The following is a 21565-nucleotide window of genomic DNA, read 5'->3' on the forward strand; positions in this document are numbered from 1 at the left end:
TCAGGCGGCCAGGCACTTCTCCAGGATCGCGAGCCCTTCGTCCACGATCTCGTCCGAGGCGGTCAGCGGCACCAGGATGCGAATGGTGCTCGCGGTGACACCGCAGGACAACAGGATCAGGCCATTCTCGTGCGCCACGCGGGTCACGCGCTTGGTCATTTCGGAATCCGGCTCGTCGCTGCCGCGCTGCTTCAGGATATCGAAAGCAACCATCGCGCCAGGACCGCGCGGCCCGGAAACCGGAACCAGGTTGTTGGCGCGCGAGAAGCGCTCGATCGCCGCGCGCAGCCGCTCGCCGATCGCATTGGCGCGGTCGAGCAGCTTCTCCTGCTCGAACACGTCGAGCACGGCGAGCGCCGCCGCGCAGGCCAGCGGATTGCCGCCATAGGTGCCGCCGAGGCCGCCCGGCTCCGCGGCGTCCATGATCGCGGCACGTCCGATCACGCCGGACAGCGGCATGCCGCCGGCGAGACTCTTGGCGACGCAGATCAGGTCCGGCTGCACATCGTAGTGCTCCATTGCGAACATCTTGCCGGTGCGGCCGAAGCCGGTCTGCACCTCATCTGCGATCAGCACGATGCCATTGCTGTCGCAGATCCGGCGCAGGCCGCGCATCAGCTCCGGCGGCGCCTGGTGGAAACCGCCCTCGCCCTGCACCGGCTCGATGATGATGGCCGCGACCTGCGAGGCGTCGATGTCGGCCTTGAAGATGAAGTTGATGTAGGACAGCGTGTCCTCGACCGTCACGCTGCTGCCGGCGATCGGGAACGGCGCATGCCAGACGCCTGGCAGCGGCGGCCCGAAATGCTTCTTGTACGGCATCACCTTGCCGGTCATCGCATTGGCGAGCGCGGTGCGGCCGTGGAACGCGCCGGTGAAGGCGATGATGCCGCTGCGCCCCGTGGCCGCGCGCGCGATCTTGATGGCGTTCTCGGTCGCCTCCGCGCCGGTCGTCAGCAGGATCGACTTGGCCGGCCCCGAAATCGGCGCCAGCGCGTTGAGCCGCTCGCTCAGCCGCACATACGGCTCGTATTGCAGCACCTGGAAGCAGGTGTGGGTGAAGCGGTCGAGCTGCGCCCGGATCGCGGCAACGACATGCGGATGGCAGTGGCCGGTGTTAAGCACCGCGATGCCGCCGGCAAAGTCGACATAGCGCTTACCCTCGACGTCCCACACCTCGCTGTTGAGGGCGCGGTCAGCAAACAACGGCGTCGCATAGCTCACGCCCCGGACGACGGCCTCGTGTCGTCGCGCCAGCAGGTCTTCGTTCGCAGCCGAATTCGCAACCATGGCTCAACTCCTCGTGGGAAAATCGAGCCGCAGGCTACGCCGAGAGCCGTCGCGATCAATCAGCTTGTTCCCGACGACAGGTGCCTGCAATGCACCGGACCCAGCGGGACGAGCGCGCAGCTACGCGGCGAGCACATTCTTCAGCCAAGCCCGCAGCGCGACGATCGCGGGCTCGTCCCAGCGCTCCCGAAGCGCGACGAGCTGATAGGCTCCCATGTGGAGTGCCGAGGGGATCACCTCGACCAGCGCACCGCTGCGCAGATCATCGGCGACCAACACCTCGTTGGCGAGCGCGACGCCCTGGCCGAAGCGGGCCGCTTCGATGGCGAGATGCGCGTGCCACAGCCGCTGACCGCGCAACGTGACCGGCTCCCGATACCCCGCCAGCTCGAACCATTGCTCCCATTGCGCGGTGGATTCCTCGTGGATCAGCGAGGCCCTGGCGAGGCCCGGGAGTGTCGCGATCGCCGGAAACCTTGCCAGATAGGCCGGGCTTGCGACCGGGAATACGCGTGGGCGCACCAGCTCCTCAGCGACCAGGCCGCCGCTCCGGTCGACCGCTTCGGCATAGACGATCTCCGCATCCGCTTCGCCGCGCTGCAAATCGGGGTGCGCCAGCGTCGGCTGCAGATTGATGTCCCAGTTGCGCGGCGGGCCGCTCAGCTCGGGCAGCCGCGCCAGCAGGCGGCGATTGGCGAGGCCCGGAATGCACCAGATGTTCAGGGTCGGACGCGCCACGGGCCGCACCGAGATTGTCGCGCGGGCGATGATGTCGAAGGCCTGGCTGACCTCGGCATGAAACTGACGTCCGGCCTCGGTCAGCGCGAGGCCCCGCCCCTCCGCCCGCACCAGCGCCACGCCCAGACTGCGCTGCAGATTTTGCAGATGGCGCGAGACCACGGTGTGGCTGACCGCGAGCTCGTCGCCGGCGGCGCGCACGCTGCCCTTGCGGCCGACGGCCTCGAAGGCACGCAGCGCGATCAGGGAGGGCAATCGGGGTCTCGTCATGCTCGCACAGTTCTCAGCCTGCGCGATCTCCCTCCCGCCCTGAAGCGGAACCGCCGCGATCCGTGATCGCGCGGCTGATGTCGGAGCGCCGGCTGCCATGGCGGCGTCCGTTGTCCGCACAAGGCGTTCCGGGCGGAGCGCCGCATCGCGGTCACGAGGGCGCTTGCGCGCGTCATGCCGCTCTTAGCGTCAGCATTGGCGCAACGCCAGCCCAGAGAAAGCCACGCGCGCGGCCGGGACCTCCGCGGACGTCTTAACGAGGCAGGCCACGTCGCAAACGATCCTTAAGCCTCCCGCCACAGCAGGCGCCATTTGCCTAAAAGTTTCCACAATTCGACTTTGAATCGAGAGTGCTTCGAGCAGGAGAACCCCCAAGATGCGGATCAGCCAAATGATCTACGTCGGTTCGCTGGCAGCCCTCGTCGCGACGGCCGCCCCCGCACTGGCGAAAAGCTCCCAGACGCCCAAGCCGGATGATCAGACCACGTCGTCCCTGCCGTGCCGCGCCTACCAGCAGGCCCCCGACGGAACCTGGATGGAGCGGCCATGTCAGGGCCAGGGCGCAAGCGCCCCGGCGCGTCAGCGCGCGGTCACCAACGGGACCGGCAGCGCCGAACAACGTTAGCGGATCTGGTTCGCGGACGTGGCGCAAGAGCCGGAGCGCTTGCGCTCCGGCCTGCACTGATGCCCGCGCTCAGTAAGGTGGCGCCCGGCGCGCCCGCTGCTCCCTGCCCGCCTCGACCCACCACAAGAGATCGTCGGCAAAACGCGGAAACGCGCGTTCCAGCGACTGGCCGGAATCGCCGGTCGGCCTGCCGTCGGCGGACAGCGCCTGACCGATCGGGCCGACGGCAAGCGTGCTCGACACCACCACCATGCCCATCTCCGACAACGTGCCGTGCCACGCCGTGGCGGCCCGGGCCCCGGAGAGCCGGCCGGCGGAATAGCTCGCGATCGCCGCCGGACGCCAGAACCATTCCTCGAGAAAGTGGTCGGTGAGGTTCTTCAGTCCCGGCTGCATGCCCCAGTTATATTCGCCAGTGACGAACACGAAGCCGTCGGCGGCACGGATCTTGGCCGCAAGCTCGGCCATGGCCGCTGGCGCCTGGCCGGGCGGATATTCCTTGTACATGCGGTCGAGCATCGGCAGGCCGACCGCCTTGGCGTCGATCAGCTCGACGTCCTGGTCCTTGGCGCGCAACCCGTCCACGACGAATTGCGCGAGCCGGATGCCCATCCGGTCGGAGCGATAGGAGCCGTAGAGGACGAGGATGCGGAAGCTCATGGCGGGTCAACTCCTGGCCGGACGATCCGCGCCAGACTACCACGCCGTCATGTCATGGAGGTCATTATGGTCACGCCGCAGATCGATGGACCGGCGGCGCGTGGTTGCAGAAACGAGACGAGGCAGGCTCAGCGCGTCACCGTGGCCGAAGCGGAGCGCTCGGATGGCCGGCCGAACACGCTGCGGCAGCCGTCGCTGAGGCTGGCGCGCTGCTTCATCATGCAGGCAATGATGCGGTCGCGATCGGGAATCTCCGACGAGCACAGCCGGAACACGTCGCCCGTGCACAGCCGCCGCTGGTCGTCCTCCGTGAAGGCATGGCCCGCGCGCGGGCTGGCGACCATCGCCAGCGCAAGCCCTGCCATCGCCACATTCCAATTCCGCATCCTGAACAGATGAGTTCGCATCGCCGTCCCCAATTCGCCCGCTGTTTGTCCGGTTCACCCGCTGCTTTCGCTGATGTCGCGAAGCAGTTGCCGCCGCAGAATCAAATGATGACACGTCGCGGCGCGCCTTCAACAAGCGCTCTCGTTCCTGCACCACAATTTTGCGGCCTGTTGCATCTTCGACTCCTTTTGCGCTGTCGGAACCCGTGAGACGCCGCCAAATTGTCATTAGGCGAACGCAATCCGGCCCAGCCGCGCTCACACTCTCACGGCGTAGTGGCGGCGTCCTGATGGTGCTTCGGACCATCACGTGTCCCGAGTTCAGGTGTGGGAGTCAGGTTCATGGCGTACACGATGGTGGCTGAGCGGGAGCAGCAGACAATCCGCAAGCAGCGCGAAAGCGCCCTCATCGTTCTCGCCAACGCACAGGTGATGGAGGCGGAAGGCTGGCAGGTCGTCATCACCGACGAGGACGGCAACAGCATGCCGCTCGCCGAGTTCGAAGCTGGCATCTCGCAGAAGTTTTCGTCCTGGTACAAGGCCAAGCAGCGGCCGGTGGTGCCCACCACCATTCCCGCCCCCAACCTGTTCGCGACGCCGGCCAATGACGACGCCGGGCCGGAGGCCGTCGTGGCGGCCGAACTCGCCGCCGAGCAGGTCGAGACGGCCGAGGTCCAGGAGGCACCTGTCCAGGAGATCGCCGAGGACGATTTCGAAACGGCCGAGACCGCCAACGCTGCGACGGCCGAGAAGGCCGAGCGCGAGGAGATCGCGCTCGACGCCGCCGAGATGGCCGACTGACGCTGCGGCCGCGCCGCAGCATCAGCGAGAGTCACTCGCCGCCTTCGTAGAACAGCTCCAGCGGCAGCCCGGCCTGGGCCTCGCCGATCCATTCCCGTGCAATGATGTTGGACGGCCCAGCGCGTGCACCGCGGCATGCAGGCGAAGACCATCCCCGGTCGTTTCGCGTGGCGCGGATCGAGCGTGCTTCGGCCTGTCGTCGCTTCCTCGCGCGATCAGCGTGCGCCGGGCGACTAACAAACATGTTCGCCCCGCGGCTCTCGGTCGAACAACGATCATCGGAACGAAGCGACCATCTGCCCGTCGGGCAAATCAAGGCGCATTTCCATCTCGCGGCGTCACCTCCAGGGCCTGAATCGGCAGCAACGGCGGTGCGCGCGGAAACGATTTTCCGCAGGCCCATCAAGCTGATTTGGCCTGTCCAGTCCCGCCGCCAAAAATATTCTGCTTTTCCTAAATCTAATTCAGTGCTTTTGTCGCGCCATCTCCCGCTCGCAGGAGGGGCGGTTCGCGGTCGTCACGGACGTGGAGCGGGAGGAGCGGTGGACGCGATGGCAGCGCAGCGCATCTTTGCGCCGACGAACGCTGACGTCGCGTACGGTCAAGTCGCGTGGTCCTGGCATCCCGACGCTGATGCCCCCACGGTGGCGCGCCCAAAGCGCGTTGTCGTGCACGGTGACCAGAACGCCCGGCGCACCGGGGAGCGCGCGAAGCAGCCGTTAAGATCATCGCGCGGGGAATGCCGGTTGCCCGGCTGAACCTGTGGTGACTGCCGCCTGCTTTTTTTCTGCAGGCGGGCCATGGGTTGCGGCCAGCATCCCGGCATTCCCCGCGCCCTCTGCTGTGCGGAGGGCAAGACGGATGGATCACTCGGGCGCATCAGCGCGGCGAGAACGCGAGGGCGTGCGTGAATGGGACTTCGCAGGACGGTGCTTCAAATCGCTCGGTGTCATTCCGGGGCGCGCGGAGCGCGAGCCTGGAATCCATACGCCGCAGCAGAACTGATGGAGCACGCTGGAGCGACACACCTGGCCGACACGCCCGCTCGTGGTTATGGATGCCGGGCTCGCGCATGCGCGCGCCCCGGCATGACGATGTTGAGAGACCGTGGCGCCACCCACCGCCGTCATGCCCCGCCCCCGGGTCTCGCCTTCGGCGAGCCCGAGGACAGGCTCCGGCGGGACATCCACTACGCCGCGGCCTCTCGATCAATCACGACTGCGGCGGCGTACTGGGTCGCCCGGTCCCGTCTTCGCCCGATGGGCTTCGACGCGGCAACGAGCGCCAGGGCGCGCCGCAGCTTTAGCGGACGCGGCAAGCCGGGCGATGACACCGAATGTAAAGCAGGCATCAACACGAGCCAGAGGCCGCGGGTGCCCTGGGGGATGATCCAGTCTCACAACAGCTTCGCGCTCACGAACAGCGTGCGCACGGCGTTGGTGGCCTGCACTGTCATGATGGCGTTGTCGGCCGCGGCCTGCAGGGCGGCCATGGCCTGGTCGTGCAGCGACTTGAACTCCATCCACTCGACGGCGTTGAGGCTGGTGAGGAACTGATGGGCCTGCCCGACCGTCGAAATCACGACCGGCTTGCCGTTCACCTTGATGTTGAAGGTAGTACGCAGACGCGTTTCCGAGTTTGCGGGATCAATCATGGGGACCTTCCGGAAGATGCGACGGGCGTCACCGCCGAGGTCGCGCCGAGGCCCAGCAACAAAACGTCACTCGGTCTTTTGCGCGGTCCGCGTCGGGGTGCCAGCCTCGAGCCCGACGACGACAACGAGTCGGTTGAACTCGCCGTCATCATACGCCTTCAGGAAGCGATCGTAATTCTTGATCGAGACGCAGCCGTTCGAATCACCCTCCGGACCCAGCATATAGGGGTGGGTCAGCAATCCGCTCCGGCCGAGCGTCGATCCTTCCACCACGTTCATGCGCAGGGCGCGAACGCCATGAAACGGTTTTTCGCGCGGCTTCAGGTCATAGGTGGCGGGCGGGGTCGCGCCAACCATGCGCTGATTGACGTGCTCGGGGTCGTCGCGCAGGCTGCCCATGCCGGAATGGGCCTCGAGCCCGATGCCGGACGGCAGATACACCATCTTGGCCTTGATGTCGTACACGGCGGTCTTGTCATAGCCGAGCGCACCGAGATCGATCCCGGATCGGACGATGCCGCTATCCGGACCGAGCGAGGCGAACTTGGTCGGGCTCGGCAACAGGTCGGACAGCTTCTGCAGGATGGAGCGATCGTCGACGCGTCCGACCGCTTCAGGCGCACTGGCCGAAACCAGGCTGGTCGGCAGGTTGGCGACGGACGGGCGCGGGCGCGGCAGCGGCACGCCCGGTGCAGGCATCGTGACGGTATTTCCCTCCGTCAACATCGGCCGCCAATCGCTGTTGCTGGGGTCGCGTGCGCCCGGATCACGCGCTTCCATGCCCTTCACCAGCGCGGCCCGGGCATCGAGCAATTGGCGGTCGATCGCGCCGCGAAGGGCGAAACGGTCGAGCGCGCGAACCGCGTCTTTTTCCGAATAGGCCGTGGCCGAGGCGGAGGCCGGCGCGAAACGTGTTTCGAAGGTCATGGACGGCGCGGCGGCGGCCGGAATCGCCGCGCTCGCAAGCGACGTCTCATCGCTGTTGGCTCCGACCCATGCGGCCGCGCCCGCTGCGACCGCAAGTGCTGCAAGCACGAGTGCGATCGCTTCGGAGCGCCCGAAGCGGCCTTGCGACAACAGAACGTCTACGCTTGCTTCACTGGAAGCCATCACGTCCCCGATATACCCCCCTTTTCGGACCACCCGGGAAAGGTGACCGACCCCAAGGGGTACGATTCGACCCGTCATGACATAGGATGGCAAGAGTGCGGCATAATCTAGACAAACGCCAGCCCGGAGTGATCCGGCGTGAGCCGACGCCCAAGCCTCGCACGGGCTGCGCCGCGGCCGTCCCAGAAAGCCGATTATATCGATGAATCAGCCGGTTGGAGGAATGTATGAACGCCGAATGGGATGATCTCGGCCGATTTGCCGACGCACAGGATTCGATTTATTCGCGCGTGACCGCCGAACTTGCGGCCGGTGCCAAGCAAAGCCACTGGATGTGGTTCATCTTTCCCCAGGTCGAGGGGCTCGGCAGGTCCGCCATGGCGCAGCGCTACGCGATCCGCTCCCGCGCCGAGGCCGAGGCCTATCTGGCGCATCCCCTGCTCGGCCCGCGGCTCGTCGAATGCACCCGACTGGTGCTCGCGGTGCAGGGCAAGTCGCTGCGCGACATTCTGGGTGTTCCGGACGATGCCAAATTCCGCTCATGCATGACGCTGTTCGATTCGATCAGCCCGAACGGGATCTTCGCGCAGGCGCTCGATCGCTATTGCGACGGTGCGCGCGACCCGGCGACGCTCGCGTTTCTGCAGCACAGCACCGCATGAGCACACGGTTACCGCAGATGCGCATCTCGGCCTCATAGGGCTGACACGGTAATGAACCAACTCTGCCCTGCGGCCGGATTTCGGGTGCCAAGCCCGAAAAGGAAACTTGATCGCGCCAAGATTTGCGGGTCCCATCCGCCGCGTTGTTTGTCCCAAGGAGACACACTCATGAAGAAGTTTTTCCTGATTGCCGCGCTCGCGACCTTCGCCGCCGGATCTGCCTTCGCCCAAGACAGCTGTGAGACCAAGGCCGTGGGCAAGGACGGCAAGGCGCTGGCCGGCGCCGCCAAGACCTCGTTCATGAAGAAGTGCATGGCCGAGACCTGCGAAACCAAGGCGGTCGGCTCCGACGGCAAGAAGCTCGCCGGCGCGGCCAAGACCAGCTTCATGAAGAAGTGCGAGGCCGGCGGCTGACGCGCTGGCGGCTGACGACACTGGCGCCCCGCCATGATGCTTGGCGGGGCAAGGCCATGCCAGCGGGCTCCATCAGCGCGAAGCGTATCGGCAAGCGACGACGCGGGCGGCGAGCGCCTCGATGTCGAACGGCTTGGTCAGCAGGGCGCAGCACGCCGCCATAGAGCTCGACCCAGCCCTCGGCCGGCACCATCTCGCGGACTTTCTTCCCGATCACGTTCGGGATGCCCGCATGCAGGGCGTAGGCCGGATTGGCTTCAACGTGGACGTAATCGCTCAGCGGGCCCTGCGGACCGTCGAAGAACTCGATGGGCGAGATGGTGGAGAGCTGAGGAGGGCCGGCACACGGTTGAACCGAGGGAAACCCGCAGGACACCACTGCATGTCGCCCGCCCTGGCGGGCCCATGCGAGATCAACATGCTCACCGCATCCGCCCTGCTCTGGACCCGTGTCGCCGCCGGCATCTTCGGCTTTCTCGCCCTCAATTCCGGCTACGGACTCTGGCTTCAGCGCAAGAAGACCAGCGGCGGCCGCGCCTGGCCGGTCGTCGAGGGGGAGATCGTGGCCTCGGCGGTGTCTGTCGCAGCGACGCATCGGTCGGCAGATGACACCGATGCCAAGCCTGACATCCGCTACCGCTACGAGGTGTCGGGCAAGAGCTACGAAGGTCGCCGCATCCGTTTCGGCAGCCCGAGCCGCGTCACGCGCCTGCAAGCCGACGAGCTCACCGGCAAATATCCGCAAGGCGCGAAGGTCCGCGTTTTTTACGATCCGAAACGCCCCTCGCAATCGGTGCTCGAGCCTACCAATGCCAGCGGCACGGCGGCGCTTGTGGCGCTGTTCGTCGTGCTGTCGGCCGTGACCGCCGTTTTGGTGGCGCATTCGCTCGCCGGCAAGGTGCTCACGACCGAGGCTGGCGTGCCGCTGTTCGCCTTCCTGATGCCGTTCGCCCTGTTCGGCTTCGGAGCCGTCGCACTCGCCTCCTACTGGAAGCTGCGGCAGGAGCGCCTGGCGAGCCGCTCCTGGCCGACTACGCCGGGACGCATCACGCGCTCCGGCGTGACGATGGAGATCACACGACGTGAGGACGATCGCGGACGAGAAACGGAAGAGGAGCGCTTCCGGGTCACGATCGAATACAGCTACACGGTGGATGGTCGCTCTTTCCACAGCACGCATTGGAACTGGGGCTGGACCGCGCTGCATTCCGACAGGTCGAGCGCTGAAGCCGTCGCCGCCAAATACCCGGTCAACACCGACGTCACCGTCTACTACGATCCGCGACAACCCGAGACGGCCGTGCTCGATCCCACAAACAAGAGCGGCGTCGCGGCGCCGCTCTGGGTCGGAATCTTCCTGATCGCGATCGGCGCGCTGTTCCTGTTCGTCTTCACCCACGTCCAGATGAGCTAGCCGGGGATGATGCGAACAAAGCGCAAGCAAAGCACGAACGACGAGTATGGCCGCGTCGTCAGCTGCGCAGGCCCGGCGCTTCGTGGCCGCTGCGGGCGACATACTCGGTATAGCCGCCGCCATACTGATGGAGACCGTCAGGGGTCAGCTCGAGCACGCGGTTGGAGAGCGCGGCGAGGAAATGACGGTCGTGCGAGACGAACAGCATGGTGCCCTCGAAGCTCGACAGGGCCGCGATCAGCATCTCCTTGGTCGCCATGTCCAGATGGTTGGTCGGCTCGTCCAGCACCAGGAAGTTCGGCGGATCGTAGAGCATCTTCGCCATCACCAGCCGCGCCTTCTCGCCCCCCGACAGCACCCGGCATCTTTTCTCGACGTCGTCGCCGGAGAAGCCGAAGCAGCCCGCCAGGGCCCGCAACGAGCCTTGACCGGCTTGCGGGAACGAATGCTCGAGCGACTCGAACACGGTCTCATCGCCGTCCAGCAGGTCCATCGCATGCTGCGCGAAGTAGCCCATCTTGACGCTGCCGCCGATCGTCACCGAACCGTCATCGGGCTCCGCGCTACCGGCGACGAGCTTCAACAGGGTCGACTTGCCAGCGCCATTGACCCCCATCACGCACCAGCGCTCGCGGCGCCGGATCATGAAGTCCAGCCCGTCGTAGATGCGGCGGCTGCCGTAGCTCTTGGACACGTTCTTCAGCGCTACCACATCCTCGCCCGAGCGCGGCGCCGGCAGAAAGTCGAACGCGACGGTCTGGCGCCGCTTCGGCGGCTCGACCCGCTCGATCTTGTCGAGCTTCTTGACCCGGCTCTGCACCTGCGCCGCGTGCGAGGCCCGCGCCTTGAAACGCTCGATGAACTTGATCTCCTTGGCGAGCATCGCCTGCTGGCGCTCATATTGCGCCTGCTGCTGCTTCTCGTTCAACGCCCGCTGCTGCTCATAGAAATCGTAGTCGCCGGAATAGGTCGTGAGCTGGCCGGCGTCGATCTCGATCACCTTGTTGATGATGCGGTTGATGAATTCGCGGTCGTGCGAGGTCATCAGCAGCGCGCCCTCATAGCCCTTGAGGAAATGCTCCAGCCAGATCAGGCTCTCGAGATCGAGATGGTTGGACGGCTCGTCGAGCAGCATCACGTCGGGACGCATCAGGAGGATGCGCGCCAGCGCGACGCGCATCTTCCAGCCGCCGGACAACAGGCCGACGTCCTTGTCCATCATCTCCTCGGAGAAGCCGAGGCCGGCCAGCGCCTCGCGGGCGCGGCTGTCGAGCGCGTAGCCGTCGAGCTCCTCGAACCGCGCCAGCACCTCGCCATAGCGCGCGATGATGTCGTCCATCTCGTCGGCGCGGTCCGGATCGGCCATGGCGGCCTCGAGCTCCTTGAGCTCGGCGGCGACCGACGACACCGGCCCGGCGCCGTCCATCACCTCCGCCACCGCGCTGCGGCCGGACATCTCACCGACATCCTGGTTGAAATAACCGATCGAGACGCCGCGATCGATCGAGACCTGCCCCTCGTCGGGCTGCTCGCGGCCTGAGATCATCCGGAACAGCGTCGTCTTGCCGGCCCCGTTGGGGCCGACCAAGCCGATCTTTTCGCCGCGCTGGAGCGCGGCGGAGGCTTCGATGAAGAGAATCTGGTGGCCGACTTGCTTGCTGACGTTATCGAGGCGGATCATGAGGGCTCAGGCGGTGGACAGGTTGCCGCCGCTCTTAGTCGATGCGCGGCGCCGGTGGAAGGCGCAATTTGGGCGCCCTCCCCGCACCGTCCGCCCCGCGCCGGTCAGCGGCCTGGAGGCCGAAAATCCTGGTTGCCGAACGGTTTGTCGGTCGGGATGCGGATCGCGACGTAGCCCCGATCCATGGTCGCGTGGCAGGCGTTGCATCCCGACGTCAGCTCGGTCACGGCGGAAGCGAAACGCTTGCCATCCTTGGCGGCGATGGCGTCCGAGATCGACTGGATCGGCTGGCCGAGCGTGGTGACATTGTTCACCGGCAGGCCCGAATAGAAGACCGCGGCGTCAGTCAGGCTCTGCCTCAACTGGGCGAGCTCATAGGACGCGAGATCCCAATTCTTGGACTGTCCCGCGAACCAGAGCTTCGCGTGTCTGACCTGAATCAGATTCATGATGTCGCCGAGCCGCGGCAGATATTGTTCTGCACTGGACTGCGACTGCCCTGCAGCCAGGGAGATGGCCGAACAGGCGATCAGAACGCCTGAAACCCACTTGCGATAGCTCATTCCATGCCCCGCTTCCAAACGAACCGCTACGGAAAGACATACCGCTGCGATCGAAACCGGACTTGCGATTGATCAAGGCCATGGCCGCCTCCGATCGTTCGAGCCCGCCAAACGAATGATCCGCCGAAGCGGCTGCTCCGGCGGATCATCATATCAGCCCCCGGCCCCGGGGTATTGTGGTCGGCGTCTTAGGCTGCGGCTTTCGCGCCGGTCGGAACCATCGCGATCGTCTTCAGGACCTGAGACGCGATCTGGTAGGGGTCGCCCTGGGAGTTCGGACGGCGGTCCTCCAGATAGCCCTTATAGGCGTTGTTCACGAAGGAATGCGGCACGCGAATCGAGGCGCCGCGGTCGGCCACACCCCAGCTGAAGGTGTCGATCGAGGCGGTCTCGTGCTTGCCGGTCAGGCGCATGTGGTTGTCCGGACCGTACACCGCGATGTGGTCGGCGCGAGCTTCCTTGAAGGCGTCCATCAGCTTCTCGAAATACTCCTTGCCGCCGACTTCGCGCATGTACTTGGTCGAGAAGTTGCAGTGCATGCCCGAGCCGTTCCAGTCGGTGTCGCCGAGCGGCTTGCAGTGGAACTCGATGTCGATGCCGTACTTTTCGGTCAGGCGCAGCATCAGGTAGCGGGCCATCCACATCTGGTCAGCAGCCGTGCGCGAGCCCTTGCCGAACACCTGGAATTCCCACTGGCCCTTCGCCACCTCGGCGTTGATGCCTTCGTGGTTGATGCCGGCCGCGAGGCAGAGGTCGAGATGCTCTTCGACGATCTTGCGGGCGACGTCGCCGACGTTCTTGAAGCCGACGCCCGTGTAGTACGGGCCCTGCGGCGCCGGATAGCCGTATTCCGGGAAGCCGAGCGGACGGCCGTCCTTGTAGAAGAAGTACTCCTGCTCGAAGCCGAACCACGCGTCTGGATCGTCCAGGATGGTGGCGCGGGCGTTCGACGGATGCGGGGTCTTGCCGTCCGGCATCATCACTTCGCACATCACCAGCACACCGTTGGTGCGGGCGGCGTCGGGATACACGGCGACCGGCTTCAACACGCAGTCGGAGCTATGGCCTTCGGCCTGCATCGTCGACGAGCCGTCGAAGCCCCAAAGAGGCAGCTGTTCCAGGGTCGGAAAAGAGGAAAATTCCTTGATCTGTGTCTTGCCGCGCAAATTCGGCACCGGCTTGTAGCCGTCGAGCCAGATGTACTCGAGCTTGTATTTCGTCATTGAGCCTCTCTGTCTTATCGAAAGGTGGGAGCCCAGCAATCGAAGGCTCCCCGCTTACCCGGCCACGATCGGCCAGCGCACTCTTAAGCATGGAATGTGCCAAGTCCCGCGACGTCCCGTCGCATGGACGAAGACCGATCGGGGCCGAGCTGCCGGCCGGTTTTGCACGTCAGGGGTGCGGCAAAGCAGCGCGACCGGGATTGCACGGAGCGCATGGCGGAGCGGAGAGCTTGTCGAAAACCCGCTTGATTCCTTGGCATTTGCGGCGACGCGCAAGAGAGGCCGAACAAGCCGTCAGCAGTTCCGGGACATTTTCGAAAAGAGTTGGAGCTCTGTCCGCAACCTTTGGTCCAGCCCAAGTGTTGGTCAGATGAACATTGCTGCTGGGGGAGCACATGCATAAATGCCTGCAAAACGCGCAACATGTGATTTCGTTTTGATCATGTTGCATTCCCTCCGGGCAGCACTGATATCGACGCTGGTAACCACAACGGAACGAGTCGGGCGCAACCTGATGTGTGGCCGACGGAAGGAGAATGAGGAATGGGCACCAATGTGGACGAGGGATCCGCAACGATCTACCAATTTCCGCGCGGAGGGCGAGCGGGTCTTGCACCTCGCCAGTCCGGATCGTCGCCTGAGCGGCCGATCGCGCCGTCGATCCAGCCGACGATCTACAGCGCGAGCTGGTATCATGACGAGGCGATCCAGGAAGCCAAGCCGGTGTGGGACCGCTGATGTCAGACTGTACCGTGACGCCAGCACGCCTTTGCTGAAGGGTCGGACCGACAAGGTTCCGGCCCTTTTTTCTTGCGCCGCTGTCTGCATGTCTCTCGCTGCTGCTGACGGCCGCCCGCGGGCTCGACGTGCCGGGGTCAAACAGGCCGCCGTCGTGACCCGTCTCATGGTCTTCCCTATCCTGTCGAAGGCTACGCATACGCGTCGCGTCGATGAAACGGCGTTTCACATCGAAGCCCGCATCCCCTAGAATGGGTTGATGTCTGCCCATCCGCTCCGCCATCTCGGCCTTCACGGTGCCAGCAATTTCAGAGATCTCGGCGGATATCCCAGCAGGGACGGCCGGCACGTGCGATGGCGGCAGCTGTTTCGGTCGAACCATCTCGGACAGCTGACCGAGCCCGACGTCGCGGTCCTGCGGGAGCTTGGCGTTCGGACGGCGTTCGATTTCCGCGGTCGCAACGAGCGCGCTGCCGGTCTCTGCACCATCGCCGAGATCACCGTGCATTCCGTGCCGATCGAGCCGAGCGTGGTGCCGGCGCTGCGGGCTCTGGCGACACGAGGACAGCTCACAACCGACCATGCCTTGGAGCTGATGCGCGAGTCCTACCGCAACTACGTCCGCAGCTACACGCCGCGCTTCCGCGCGCTATTCCAGCATGTTCTCAATGAGGACGCCCCGTTGGTGATCCATTGCACGGCCGGCAAGGATCGCACCGGTGTGGCCTGCGCGCTGGTCTTGCACGCGCTCGAGGTTCCGGATGACGCCATCTTGGAAGATTACCTGCTCACGAACCAGCTCTATCGTCGCGAGACTGCAGCTCACCCGGATCTTCCCGCTGATGTCGTCCAGACGATCGGGACAGTCCAGGCCTCGTTCCTGGCAGCTGCGTTCGACGCCATGCGTGATGATTTCGGCGACGTCGACACCTACCTGCGCGACGGTCTCGGCATCGACGGCGCGGCACGGAAGACGCTACAGGAGCGCTATCTCACGCTGTGAGCCTGGGCGGCCCGAATACGCTTGAGCGATCAGGCCGCTTCGATATCGGCTGTCTCGGCGGCTTCCATCGCGTCGAGATCGGCAATCACCTCCTCGAATGCGGAAATCGCCTGTTGAACCGCCGCGATCTGCATCAATTCCCAGCCGGTCACCGGACCTGCACGGTTCTGCAAGGCGACCACCAGATCCCGCCGCTGCTCCTTCAGCTGTACCAGCGGCAAACCATGGTCCGGCAGATGTCTCATCATGTCAAAGCTCCAACGCCCCTCAAGCGGCATAGCGACAGGCTAGCGGGCCGCGCTGGCAATCCACTTACGAAAGTCCGGCTAATTTTATCGATCAGGCCAGCGCGACCGGCGCCGTCATGATGGCGCTGGCCAAAACGTCGCTGATCTTCGCGGTGGCGGCTTCGCTCACATGCAAGCGGTCGCCGTGCCCGTCGTCGAGCGCCGACAACGGAATCTGGCCGGCCTCATGCCAGCTCTTCATCAGATTCCAGCGCCTGAAGACATTGACGTCGGCCGCAGACGTGACCTTCTCGATGCGACGCTGAATGTCCTCGGCACGCGCCAGCCTGCTGGGCACCGTCACGATGGCAGCCGTATATTGCAGGTCCATCACGATGGCATCGATGGCCAGCCCCGCCAGCCATCGAAGGCCGACGCGCAGCGCCGCCTCGACGTCATCGGGACTGTAGACCTCGGGCCTGTAGGCGGCGTTGGTGCCGACCTGCCAGATGACGAGCGAGGGCTGCTCCGCAATCACGTCGCATTCGAAACGCGAGAGCTCCTCCGGGGATTCCTGTCCGCCCACACCCCGATTGAGGACGTCGATCAGGCAGCCGAAATTGGTCTTGCGCAGCGACTGCTCGATCCGGGCCGGAAAAGCGACAATTCCGTTGGTGCCGGCGGTGGAAGATGAGCCAAGCGCCACGATCCGGGTCTTGCGCTGCGCATCCAGACTCTGCCTGAACCGTCTGATCGGACGAGGAAAACCGGTGGAAACGTCGGGAAATTCGAGAGAGCCTGTCGCGGTCATGGTCACCTCTGACGAACCACGCTTTCTGATTGCAATTGCATGCCCCGGCCGCCCGGCCATTGCAACTCATCGGCAGGGCCATAGTATAACAAGCGGCGCTGTGGGGCGCGTCAACGGAGACCAGGGACGGAATGAACGGAGCAGTGATTGTCATTACGGGTGCGCAAGGGGCGCTCGGACGCAGCGTGGCCGATCTCGCGCTCGCACGGGGCGCGCATGTGGCCGGGATCGATCATGCCCAGGCCGAAATCCCGGCGAGTGACGACCGCATCGAGCTCGGAGGCGTCGATCTCTCCGACCCCGAGCAGGCAAAGGTCGCGATCGACTCCGTCGCCGCCCACTTCGGCACTCTGGATGCGCTGATCAACATCGCCGGCGCGTTCGCGTTCGAGACGACTGCCGACGGCGACGATTCCGTCTGGGAGACGATGCATGCGCGAAACCTGATGACCGCGCTGCACGCATCGCGCGCGGCGATTCCGCATCTCGTCCGCTCCAGCACGGGCCGCATCGTCAACATCGGCGCCATGGGCGCGCTCCAGGCCAGTGCCGGCATGGGCCCGTATGCGGCGTCCAAGTCGGGAGTGCATCGCCTGACGGAAGCACTCGCGGCCGAATGGAAGGGCAAGATCACCGTCAACGCCGTCCTGCCGTCGACGATCGATACGCCGGCCAACCGCGCCAGCATGCCCAAGGCCGATTTCGACAAATGGGTGACGCCGCAGGAACTCGCGGAGGTTATTCTGTTTCTAGCCAGCGACGCCGCGAGCGGCGTGACCGGCGCGCTGCTACCGGTTGTCGGCCGGGTGTAGCGAAGCCAGCCGTTCACTCCGACTTGGCGCTGACATCACCGGACTCGGCGGGCTAGACTCGTGCGCGCTCTGAGTCGCACACATCGGACGGCCCCTTGGAAACCGCGCTCTACCTTCCCGTCAAACGCTTCCTCGAAAACCTCGGCTTCTCGGTCAAAGGGGAAATCGGCGGTTGCGACGTGGTGGCGCTCAAGGGCGACGACCCGCCGGTGGTCGTCGTCTGCGAGCTGAAGCAGGTCTTCAACCTGGAACTGCTGCTGCAGGCAGTCGATCGGGCCGGTGCCTGTGACGAGGTGTGGGTTGCGGCGAACCTGTCGGCACGCGGCAAGGGCCGCGAAAGCGACTCCCGCTACCGCAATCTGTGCCGCCGGCTCGGCTTCGGCATGCTGGCCGTGACCTCAGCCGGAGACATCGAAGTGCTGGTGCAGCCGCCCACTACGGCGCCGCGCAAGAACCCCAAGAAACGTTCGCGTCTCGTGATCGAGCATCAGCGGCGCAAGGGCGACCCCGTCGCTGGCGGCTCGACCCGTGCTCCCATCATGACGGCCTATCGGCAGCAGGCGCTGGCCTGCGCCTCGGCGCTGTCGGGCGGGCCGAAACGCGTCCGCGACCTCCGAACGGACATTCCGGATGCGCCGAAGATCTTGCAGCGTAACGTCTATGGTTGGTTCGACCGCGCCGAGCGCGGCGTCTACGTCCTCACGAAAGCCGGGCTGGCGGCCTTGCGCCGCTGGCCCCAGGATATCCACATGACGCAGGCAGCGTTGCCCAATCGCGACATGGTGAACGCATAGCTGGGCTGCCCCGCGGAATATATATTGCAATGCAACAATCCTGCTTCTAGGTATCCCGGACGATTCACGAGGCCCCCATGAGCGAAGATTGGAACACCAAGTACGGTCCGCGTCGCGTCAGGCGTGATCCCCCGACACTGGAAGAAGCGATCTTCGCTGCGTCAGGCATCACCGACGATGTGCAGGCTCAGGCCGAGATCGCGTCGGCGCTGATGGGTCTGCCGCTCGAGCAGGTGCTTCCCGAGGTGAAGAAGGCAGTCCGCGTTGCCGCGCGCACCAACACGCGCGTCATCACGGCCGACCAGGGCACGCAGCAGCGTGCCGTCGTGGTCGAACGCCGCACCGTGCGCCGCTTCAATTTCGACAAGCGCACCGGCACCTGAACGCCGCCCTCCGGGGCGCATCGGTAATGCAGTCAAACGAAAAGGCGCGGCAGCGGTGATCGCTGTCGCGCCTTTGTCGTCGCAGCAAACGGCTCGGCTCAGGCGGCGCGCTTGTCGCCGTACATCCGGGTCACGAGCTTCCAGCAGGCCCGGTTGAGGGTGAAGAACGCGCGCGCTGCCGCGATCGGCGCATCGATCACGAGCTTCGCCAGCTCATCCTGGGGCTGCTCGGTCAGATCGATCGTGCCGGTCGATTCGCCATGACGGAACGCCAGATGCGCGCCGAATTTGGCCGCCAGCGCCCGCATCGCATGGTTCTGCGATCCCGTCGTGACGCGGAGCTTGCGATAGCCCTTCCAGCGCGCCTCCGAGATCACGCGCTGGAACAGCAGGCTGCCGACCCCGCGGCGACGCACGCAAGCCTCCACGCTGAACGCAATCTCCGGAAGCCCGTCCTCGGACTGCTCCGGCGGATGCAACTCGGCGGCGCCGCGCACCATGCCATTTTCCATGTAGGCGACGACGATTGTGCCATCGGCCGCACAGCGGGCCGCATAGCGTTCGATGAAACTGTCATCGAGGAAGCCGTTGAATCGATCGTGCCGGCTTTCCGCATCGAGCCGCAACAGATGATCGCGCAGCAACGGCAGTTCTTCGTGCTGGCTGAGGGTCCGCACATAGCCGAAGCCCGGCCGGGGACGAAAAGTATCTACCTGTGACACTGCCTGAGACTCCTCTCGAGAGCCCTCGCACACAGACGTCTTTCCCTAGACAGGAGCTATATTGTGCATCGCAACATTCATTGCAAGCCCCGCGCTCTACGGAGAGAACATGCGGCCATGCAAGGATCGCGTGAGTTAACGATTCGTTTGTGTACGAATCATCACAGCACGAGCTGAGTCTGGGTCACGAGTGCGACCAGCCTGCCGTCGTCGGTCTCGATCCGGGTTTGCCACACCTGGGTGCGGCGGCCGCGATGCACGGGCGTGGCGGTTGCCGTCACCACCGTCCCCTCCTTGGCGCCGCCGATGAAGTTGGTCTTGCTCTCGATCGTCGTGGTGCCCTTGGCGTCCTGCGGCAGGTTGATCACGGTTGCGGCCGCGCCGACCGAATCCGCCAGCGCCATGACGGCGCCGCCATGGATGGTGTGATGCAGAGTGCAGAGATCCGGCCGCACCTGCATTTGCGCCACGACGCGATCGGCGCTGGCCTCGGTGAAGGTCACACCCTTCAATTCCGCGAACGGCATCTTCATCGCATTGATCTTGTCGAGTGGCGTCATGCCTTCCCTCCCCCGTTGATCGGACGACCCGTCTTCGCGGGTCAGCGCCGCATCTGGATGCGCCGGGCTTCGAACCCGAAGCAATGACCTGAGAGGTCATTGCTTCGGTCCGATCGTGCCGCCGCTCAGACCTTCTCGATCCCGCACCACTCCGCGATGAACAGCGCCATGGTCTTGGTCACCTGGCGCAGCGAGTCGAGCTCGACATATTCGTTGAAGCCGTGCATGGCGGCGCCGGTCGCGCCGAAGCAGAGGCTGGGGATGTTGTAGTTGAGCCCGTAGAAGCGGGTATCCGTGAGCGCCGTGAAGACGAGATCCTGGACCTCGCCGCCGTAGACGGCGGTGAAGGCCTTGCCGAACGCCGCCTCCGGCTCGGCCGAATTGGTCAACTCGTAGCCTTCGGACAGGAAGCCCGACCACTCGACGACCGGCGGATTGTTGGAGAGAAAACGATGATCACGTGAGGCCGCGGCGACGCAGGCGAGGATCTCGTTCTGGCAGTCCTTGACCGACCAGCCCGGCAGGATGGCGATGCGGCAATCGACGTCGCACCAGGCCGGCACGCTCGAGGCCCAGTCGCCGCCTTTGATGATGCCCGGATTGAAGTTGATCGGATGCGTGAGCGTCCTGAAATGACGATCGCTCTTGGCGCGCTCGTTCCAGTCCGCCTCGAGCTTCTCCAGCGCATGGATCAGATGATAGCTCGCCTGGATCGCATTGGCGCCGACGCCGGCCTCGAACACATGCGCCGGGAAGCCGCGCACCTTCAGGCGGAACCAGATCACGCCCACCTGAGAACGCACCATCTTGCCGCTGGTCGGCTCCGGGATGAAGCAGGCATCCGCGCGGTAGCCGCGCTGCAGGGTCGACAGCGCGCCGACGCCGGTGCTCTCCTCCTCGATGACGGATTGGATGTGAATGCGCGCCGTCGGCTTGAAGCCGGCAGCCTTGATGGCATCGAGCGCATAGAGCGCGCCGATGGTACCGGACTTCATGTCGCAGGCGCCGCGGCCATACATCCGACCGTCGCGGATCACCGGCGAGAACGGCGGCGTCTCCCACATGTCGAGCGGACCGGCCGGCACCACGTCGCAATGGCCCTGCAGGATCAGCGATCGCCCGGCCGACGTCGCCGGCCGGTAGGTTCCGACCACGCTGCGTGCTCTCGAGAAGTCGTGCTCGATCGGGCCGTAGCCGCGCATCTCCTTGAGATCGTCGAGATCGATGTGCCAGTCGTCGACCTCGTAGCCGCGCGCGCGCAGGAGATCGCTGAACATGTCCTGGCACGGCCCTTCGGCGCCGCGGGTCGAGGGGATGGCGACGAAGTCGCTCGTGGTCGCAAGCTGCCGGTCGAAGTCGGCATCGACGGCGTCGACGATGCGCTGCGTAATGTCCTGGGTGATCATGCCTGTCGAGGTTCCAATTGCCGATGACTGCAGCAAATCACAATCTCATGCAGAGTTGCACCGGATTCGCCGCTGCTTTCAGAATCGCAAGGCCGCCCGTACATTCGCGCATACGAAAATGGCCGCAACATACTTTGGAATTTAACATGTCGGATCACCGCAATATCCTTTATTTCCTCCTCGGCATTCTCAGCGCGGCGATCATCGTGCTCGGCTACAATTTCTATCAGGCCAAGAAGCAGCCGGAGGGTGTCCAGATCAATATCGGGCCAAACGGACTGAAGATCGAAGGAAAGTGATGCGTTCTCAAATCTCCTCGTTCGCGAATGTCGCAGCGCGCCCTCTCGGCGTCCTCGGTGTCCTGCTTTTGGTTGCCGCACCCGCGCAGGCGCAATATGTCGGGCGCGAGCAGGACATCACCGATCTCCGGCTCGGCCAGCGGGTGCTGGTCGATGACGGCACCTGCCCCGCCGGCCAGGTGAAGGAGGTCTCCGGCTCCAAGATGGCTGAAACCGGTATTGTCCGCACCACGAAATGCGTGCCGCGCTTCGGGCCGAAGAAGAAGTAGCTGACCTCGTTCGATGCGGCTCTCGCCGCCGACCTCCGGCGCGTGACCTT

Annotated in this window: 26 protein-coding genes; 12 read left to right on the forward strand and 14 right to left on the reverse strand. The window is 65.0% G+C overall.

From position 1 onward, the window contains the following. Both gabT and QX048_RS26360 read right to left on the reverse strand, forming a co-directional pair. A complete protein-coding gene (gabT, locus tag QX048_RS26355) occupies positions 1-1290 on the reverse strand; it encodes a 4-aminobutyrate--2-oxoglutarate transaminase (RefSeq protein ID WP_315826824.1) in 1290 nt (429 codons plus the stop codon). A gap of 120 nt (positions 1291-1410) precedes the next feature. Continuing rightward, on the reverse strand, positions 1411-2298 hold the full coding sequence (locus QX048_RS26360; RefSeq protein WP_315712307.1) for a LysR substrate-binding domain-containing protein: 888 nt from the start codon (positions 2296-2298) through the stop codon (positions 1411-1413). Between the two features lie 376 nt (positions 2299-2674). On the opposite strand from QX048_RS26360, the gene QX048_RS26365 reads away from it, so the two are divergent. Further along, entirely contained in the window at positions 2675-2923 is a 249-nt protein-coding gene (locus QX048_RS26365) for a hypothetical protein (RefSeq protein ID WP_315712308.1), read from the forward strand. 69 nt (positions 2924-2992) lie between these two features. On the opposite strand, the gene QX048_RS26370 is transcribed toward QX048_RS26365, so the two are convergent. Both QX048_RS26370 and QX048_RS26375 read right to left on the reverse strand, forming a co-directional pair. Beyond that, complete coding sequence (locus QX048_RS26370) at positions 2993-3583, reverse strand: NAD(P)H-dependent oxidoreductase (protein WP_315826823.1); 591 nt, start codon at positions 3581-3583, stop codon at positions 2993-2995. Positions 3584-3711: 128 nt separating this feature from the next. Next, positions 3712-3948 (reverse strand): hypothetical protein, encoded by a 237-nt coding sequence (locus QX048_RS26375; protein ID WP_315712310.1) that lies wholly within the window; start codon positions 3946-3948, stop codon positions 3712-3714. A 363-nt stretch (positions 3949-4311) separates the two neighbouring features. On the opposite strand from QX048_RS26375, the gene QX048_RS26380 reads away from it, so the two are divergent. After that, entirely contained in the window at positions 4312-4770 is a 459-nt protein-coding gene (locus QX048_RS26380) for a hypothetical protein (RefSeq protein WP_315826822.1), read from the forward strand. 1396 nt (positions 4771-6166) lie between these two features. On the opposite strand, the gene QX048_RS26385 is transcribed toward QX048_RS26380, so the two are convergent. Both QX048_RS26385 and QX048_RS26390 read right to left on the reverse strand, forming a co-directional pair. Then, positions 6167-6424: a hypothetical protein gene (locus QX048_RS26385; RefSeq protein WP_315712312.1), complete on the reverse strand. Its 258-nt coding sequence runs from the start codon at positions 6422-6424 to the stop codon at positions 6167-6169. A gap of 66 nt (positions 6425-6490) precedes the next feature. After that, entirely contained in the window at positions 6491-7534 is a 1044-nt protein-coding gene (locus QX048_RS26390) for a DUF2778 domain-containing protein (protein ID WP_315712643.1), read from the reverse strand. A gap of 227 nt (positions 7535-7761) precedes the next feature. Here QX048_RS26390 and QX048_RS26395 point away from each other — a divergent pair, with 227 nt between their 5' ends. The 3 genes from QX048_RS26395 to QX048_RS26405 all read left to right on the forward strand — a co-directional run bounded on the left by QX048_RS26395 (position 7762) and on the right by QX048_RS26405 (position 10024). Next, the gene (locus QX048_RS26395; RefSeq protein ID WP_315751747.1) at positions 7762-8196 is read left to right on the forward strand and encodes a DUF1810 domain-containing protein; all 435 of its coding nucleotides are present in this window, start codon (positions 7762-7764) and stop codon (positions 8194-8196) included. Between the two features lie 168 nt (positions 8197-8364). After that, entirely contained in the window at positions 8365-8610 is a 246-nt protein-coding gene (locus tag QX048_RS26400; RefSeq protein ID WP_315712314.1) for a hypothetical protein, read from the forward strand. 418 nt (positions 8611-9028) lie between these two features. Continuing rightward, on the forward strand, positions 9029-10024 hold the full coding sequence (locus tag QX048_RS26405; RefSeq protein ID WP_315826821.1) for a DUF3592 domain-containing protein: 996 nt from the start codon (positions 9029-9031) through the stop codon (positions 10022-10024). A gap of 58 nt (positions 10025-10082) precedes the next feature. Here QX048_RS26405 and QX048_RS26410 read toward each other — a convergent pair whose 3' ends face one another. From QX048_RS26410 to QX048_RS26420, 3 genes are all read right to left on the reverse strand, one after another. Next, the gene (locus QX048_RS26410) at positions 10083-11705 is read right to left on the reverse strand and encodes an ABC-F family ATP-binding cassette domain-containing protein (protein WP_315826820.1); all 1623 of its coding nucleotides are present in this window, start codon (positions 11703-11705) and stop codon (positions 10083-10085) included. A 104-nt stretch (positions 11706-11809) separates the two neighbouring features. Next, positions 11810-12268: a hypothetical protein gene (locus tag QX048_RS26415; protein ID WP_315751751.1), complete on the reverse strand. Its 459-nt coding sequence runs from the start codon at positions 12266-12268 to the stop codon at positions 11810-11812. Between the two features lie 188 nt (positions 12269-12456). Then, positions 12457-13491, reverse strand: a complete 1035-nt coding sequence (locus QX048_RS26420; RefSeq protein WP_315712320.1) for a glutamine synthetase beta-grasp domain-containing protein — start codon at positions 13489-13491, stop codon at positions 12457-12459. A 543-nt stretch (positions 13492-14034) separates the two neighbouring features. Between QX048_RS26420 and QX048_RS26425 the strand changes: the two genes are divergently transcribed. Together QX048_RS26425 and QX048_RS26430 are read left to right on the forward strand one after the other, a co-directional pair. Beyond that, positions 14035-14229 (forward strand): DUF2735 domain-containing protein, encoded by a 195-nt coding sequence (locus QX048_RS26425; protein WP_315826819.1) that lies wholly within the window; start codon positions 14035-14037, stop codon positions 14227-14229. Between the two features lie 259 nt (positions 14230-14488). After that, on the forward strand, positions 14489-15232 hold the full coding sequence (locus QX048_RS26430; protein WP_315749999.1) for a tyrosine-protein phosphatase: 744 nt from the start codon (positions 14489-14491) through the stop codon (positions 15230-15232). A 29-nt stretch (positions 15233-15261) separates the two neighbouring features. On the opposite strand, the gene QX048_RS26435 is transcribed toward QX048_RS26430, so the two are convergent. Together QX048_RS26435 and QX048_RS26440 are read right to left on the reverse strand one after the other, a co-directional pair. Next, positions 15262-15480: a hypothetical protein gene (locus QX048_RS26435; RefSeq protein WP_012044361.1), complete on the reverse strand. Its 219-nt coding sequence runs from the start codon at positions 15478-15480 to the stop codon at positions 15262-15264. Positions 15481-15571: 91 nt separating this feature from the next. Continuing rightward, positions 15572-16270: an SGNH/GDSL hydrolase family protein gene (locus QX048_RS26440; RefSeq protein ID WP_315826818.1), complete on the reverse strand. Its 699-nt coding sequence runs from the start codon at positions 16268-16270 to the stop codon at positions 15572-15574. Positions 16271-16401: 131 nt separating this feature from the next. On the opposite strand from QX048_RS26440, the gene QX048_RS26445 reads away from it, so the two are divergent. From QX048_RS26445 to QX048_RS26455, 3 genes are all read left to right on the forward strand, one after another. After that, a complete protein-coding gene (locus tag QX048_RS26445) occupies positions 16402-17082 on the forward strand; it encodes an SDR family oxidoreductase (RefSeq protein ID WP_315749997.1) in 681 nt (226 codons plus the stop codon). Between the two features lie 95 nt (positions 17083-17177). After that, positions 17178-17876, forward strand: a complete 699-nt coding sequence (locus QX048_RS26450) for a DUF2161 domain-containing phosphodiesterase (protein WP_315826817.1) — start codon at positions 17178-17180, stop codon at positions 17874-17876. 77 nt (positions 17877-17953) lie between these two features. Further along, a complete protein-coding gene (locus tag QX048_RS26455; protein WP_172109527.1) occupies positions 17954-18259 on the forward strand; it encodes a hypothetical protein in 306 nt (101 codons plus the stop codon). 98 nt (positions 18260-18357) lie between these two features. On the opposite strand, the gene QX048_RS26460 is transcribed toward QX048_RS26455, so the two are convergent. The 3 genes from QX048_RS26460 to QX048_RS26470 form a co-directional block, all read right to left on the reverse strand. Beyond that, on the reverse strand, positions 18358-19014 hold the full coding sequence (locus QX048_RS26460) for an N-acetyltransferase family protein (protein ID WP_409977870.1): 657 nt from the start codon (positions 19012-19014) through the stop codon (positions 18358-18360). Between the two features lie 128 nt (positions 19015-19142). Then, positions 19143-19541 (reverse strand): PaaI family thioesterase, encoded by a 399-nt coding sequence (locus QX048_RS26465; RefSeq protein WP_315712326.1) that lies wholly within the window; start codon positions 19539-19541, stop codon positions 19143-19145. A 125-nt stretch (positions 19542-19666) separates the two neighbouring features. Further along, positions 19667-20947 carry an ArgE/DapE family deacylase gene (locus QX048_RS26470; protein WP_315712327.1) on the reverse strand — a complete coding sequence of 427 codons (1281 nt, stop codon included), beginning with the start codon at positions 20945-20947 and terminating at the stop codon, positions 19667-19669. A 146-nt stretch (positions 20948-21093) separates the two neighbouring features. On the opposite strand from QX048_RS26470, the gene QX048_RS26475 reads away from it, so the two are divergent. Further along, complete coding sequence (locus QX048_RS26475) at positions 21094-21246, forward strand: hypothetical protein (protein ID WP_315712328.1); 153 nt, start codon at positions 21094-21096, stop codon at positions 21244-21246. Next, entirely contained in the window at positions 21246-21515 is a 270-nt protein-coding gene (locus QX048_RS26480) for a DUF6719 family protein (RefSeq protein WP_315712330.1), read from the forward strand. Before QX048_RS26475 ends, QX048_RS26480 begins: the two co-directional genes overlap by 1 nt. Positions 21516-21565 lie beyond the last annotated feature (50 nt).

Source organism: Bradyrhizobium sp. SZCCHNS30572 (genome assembly GCF_032484415.1).
Classification (GTDB): Bacteria; Pseudomonadota; Alphaproteobacteria; order Rhizobiales; family Xanthobacteraceae; genus Bradyrhizobium.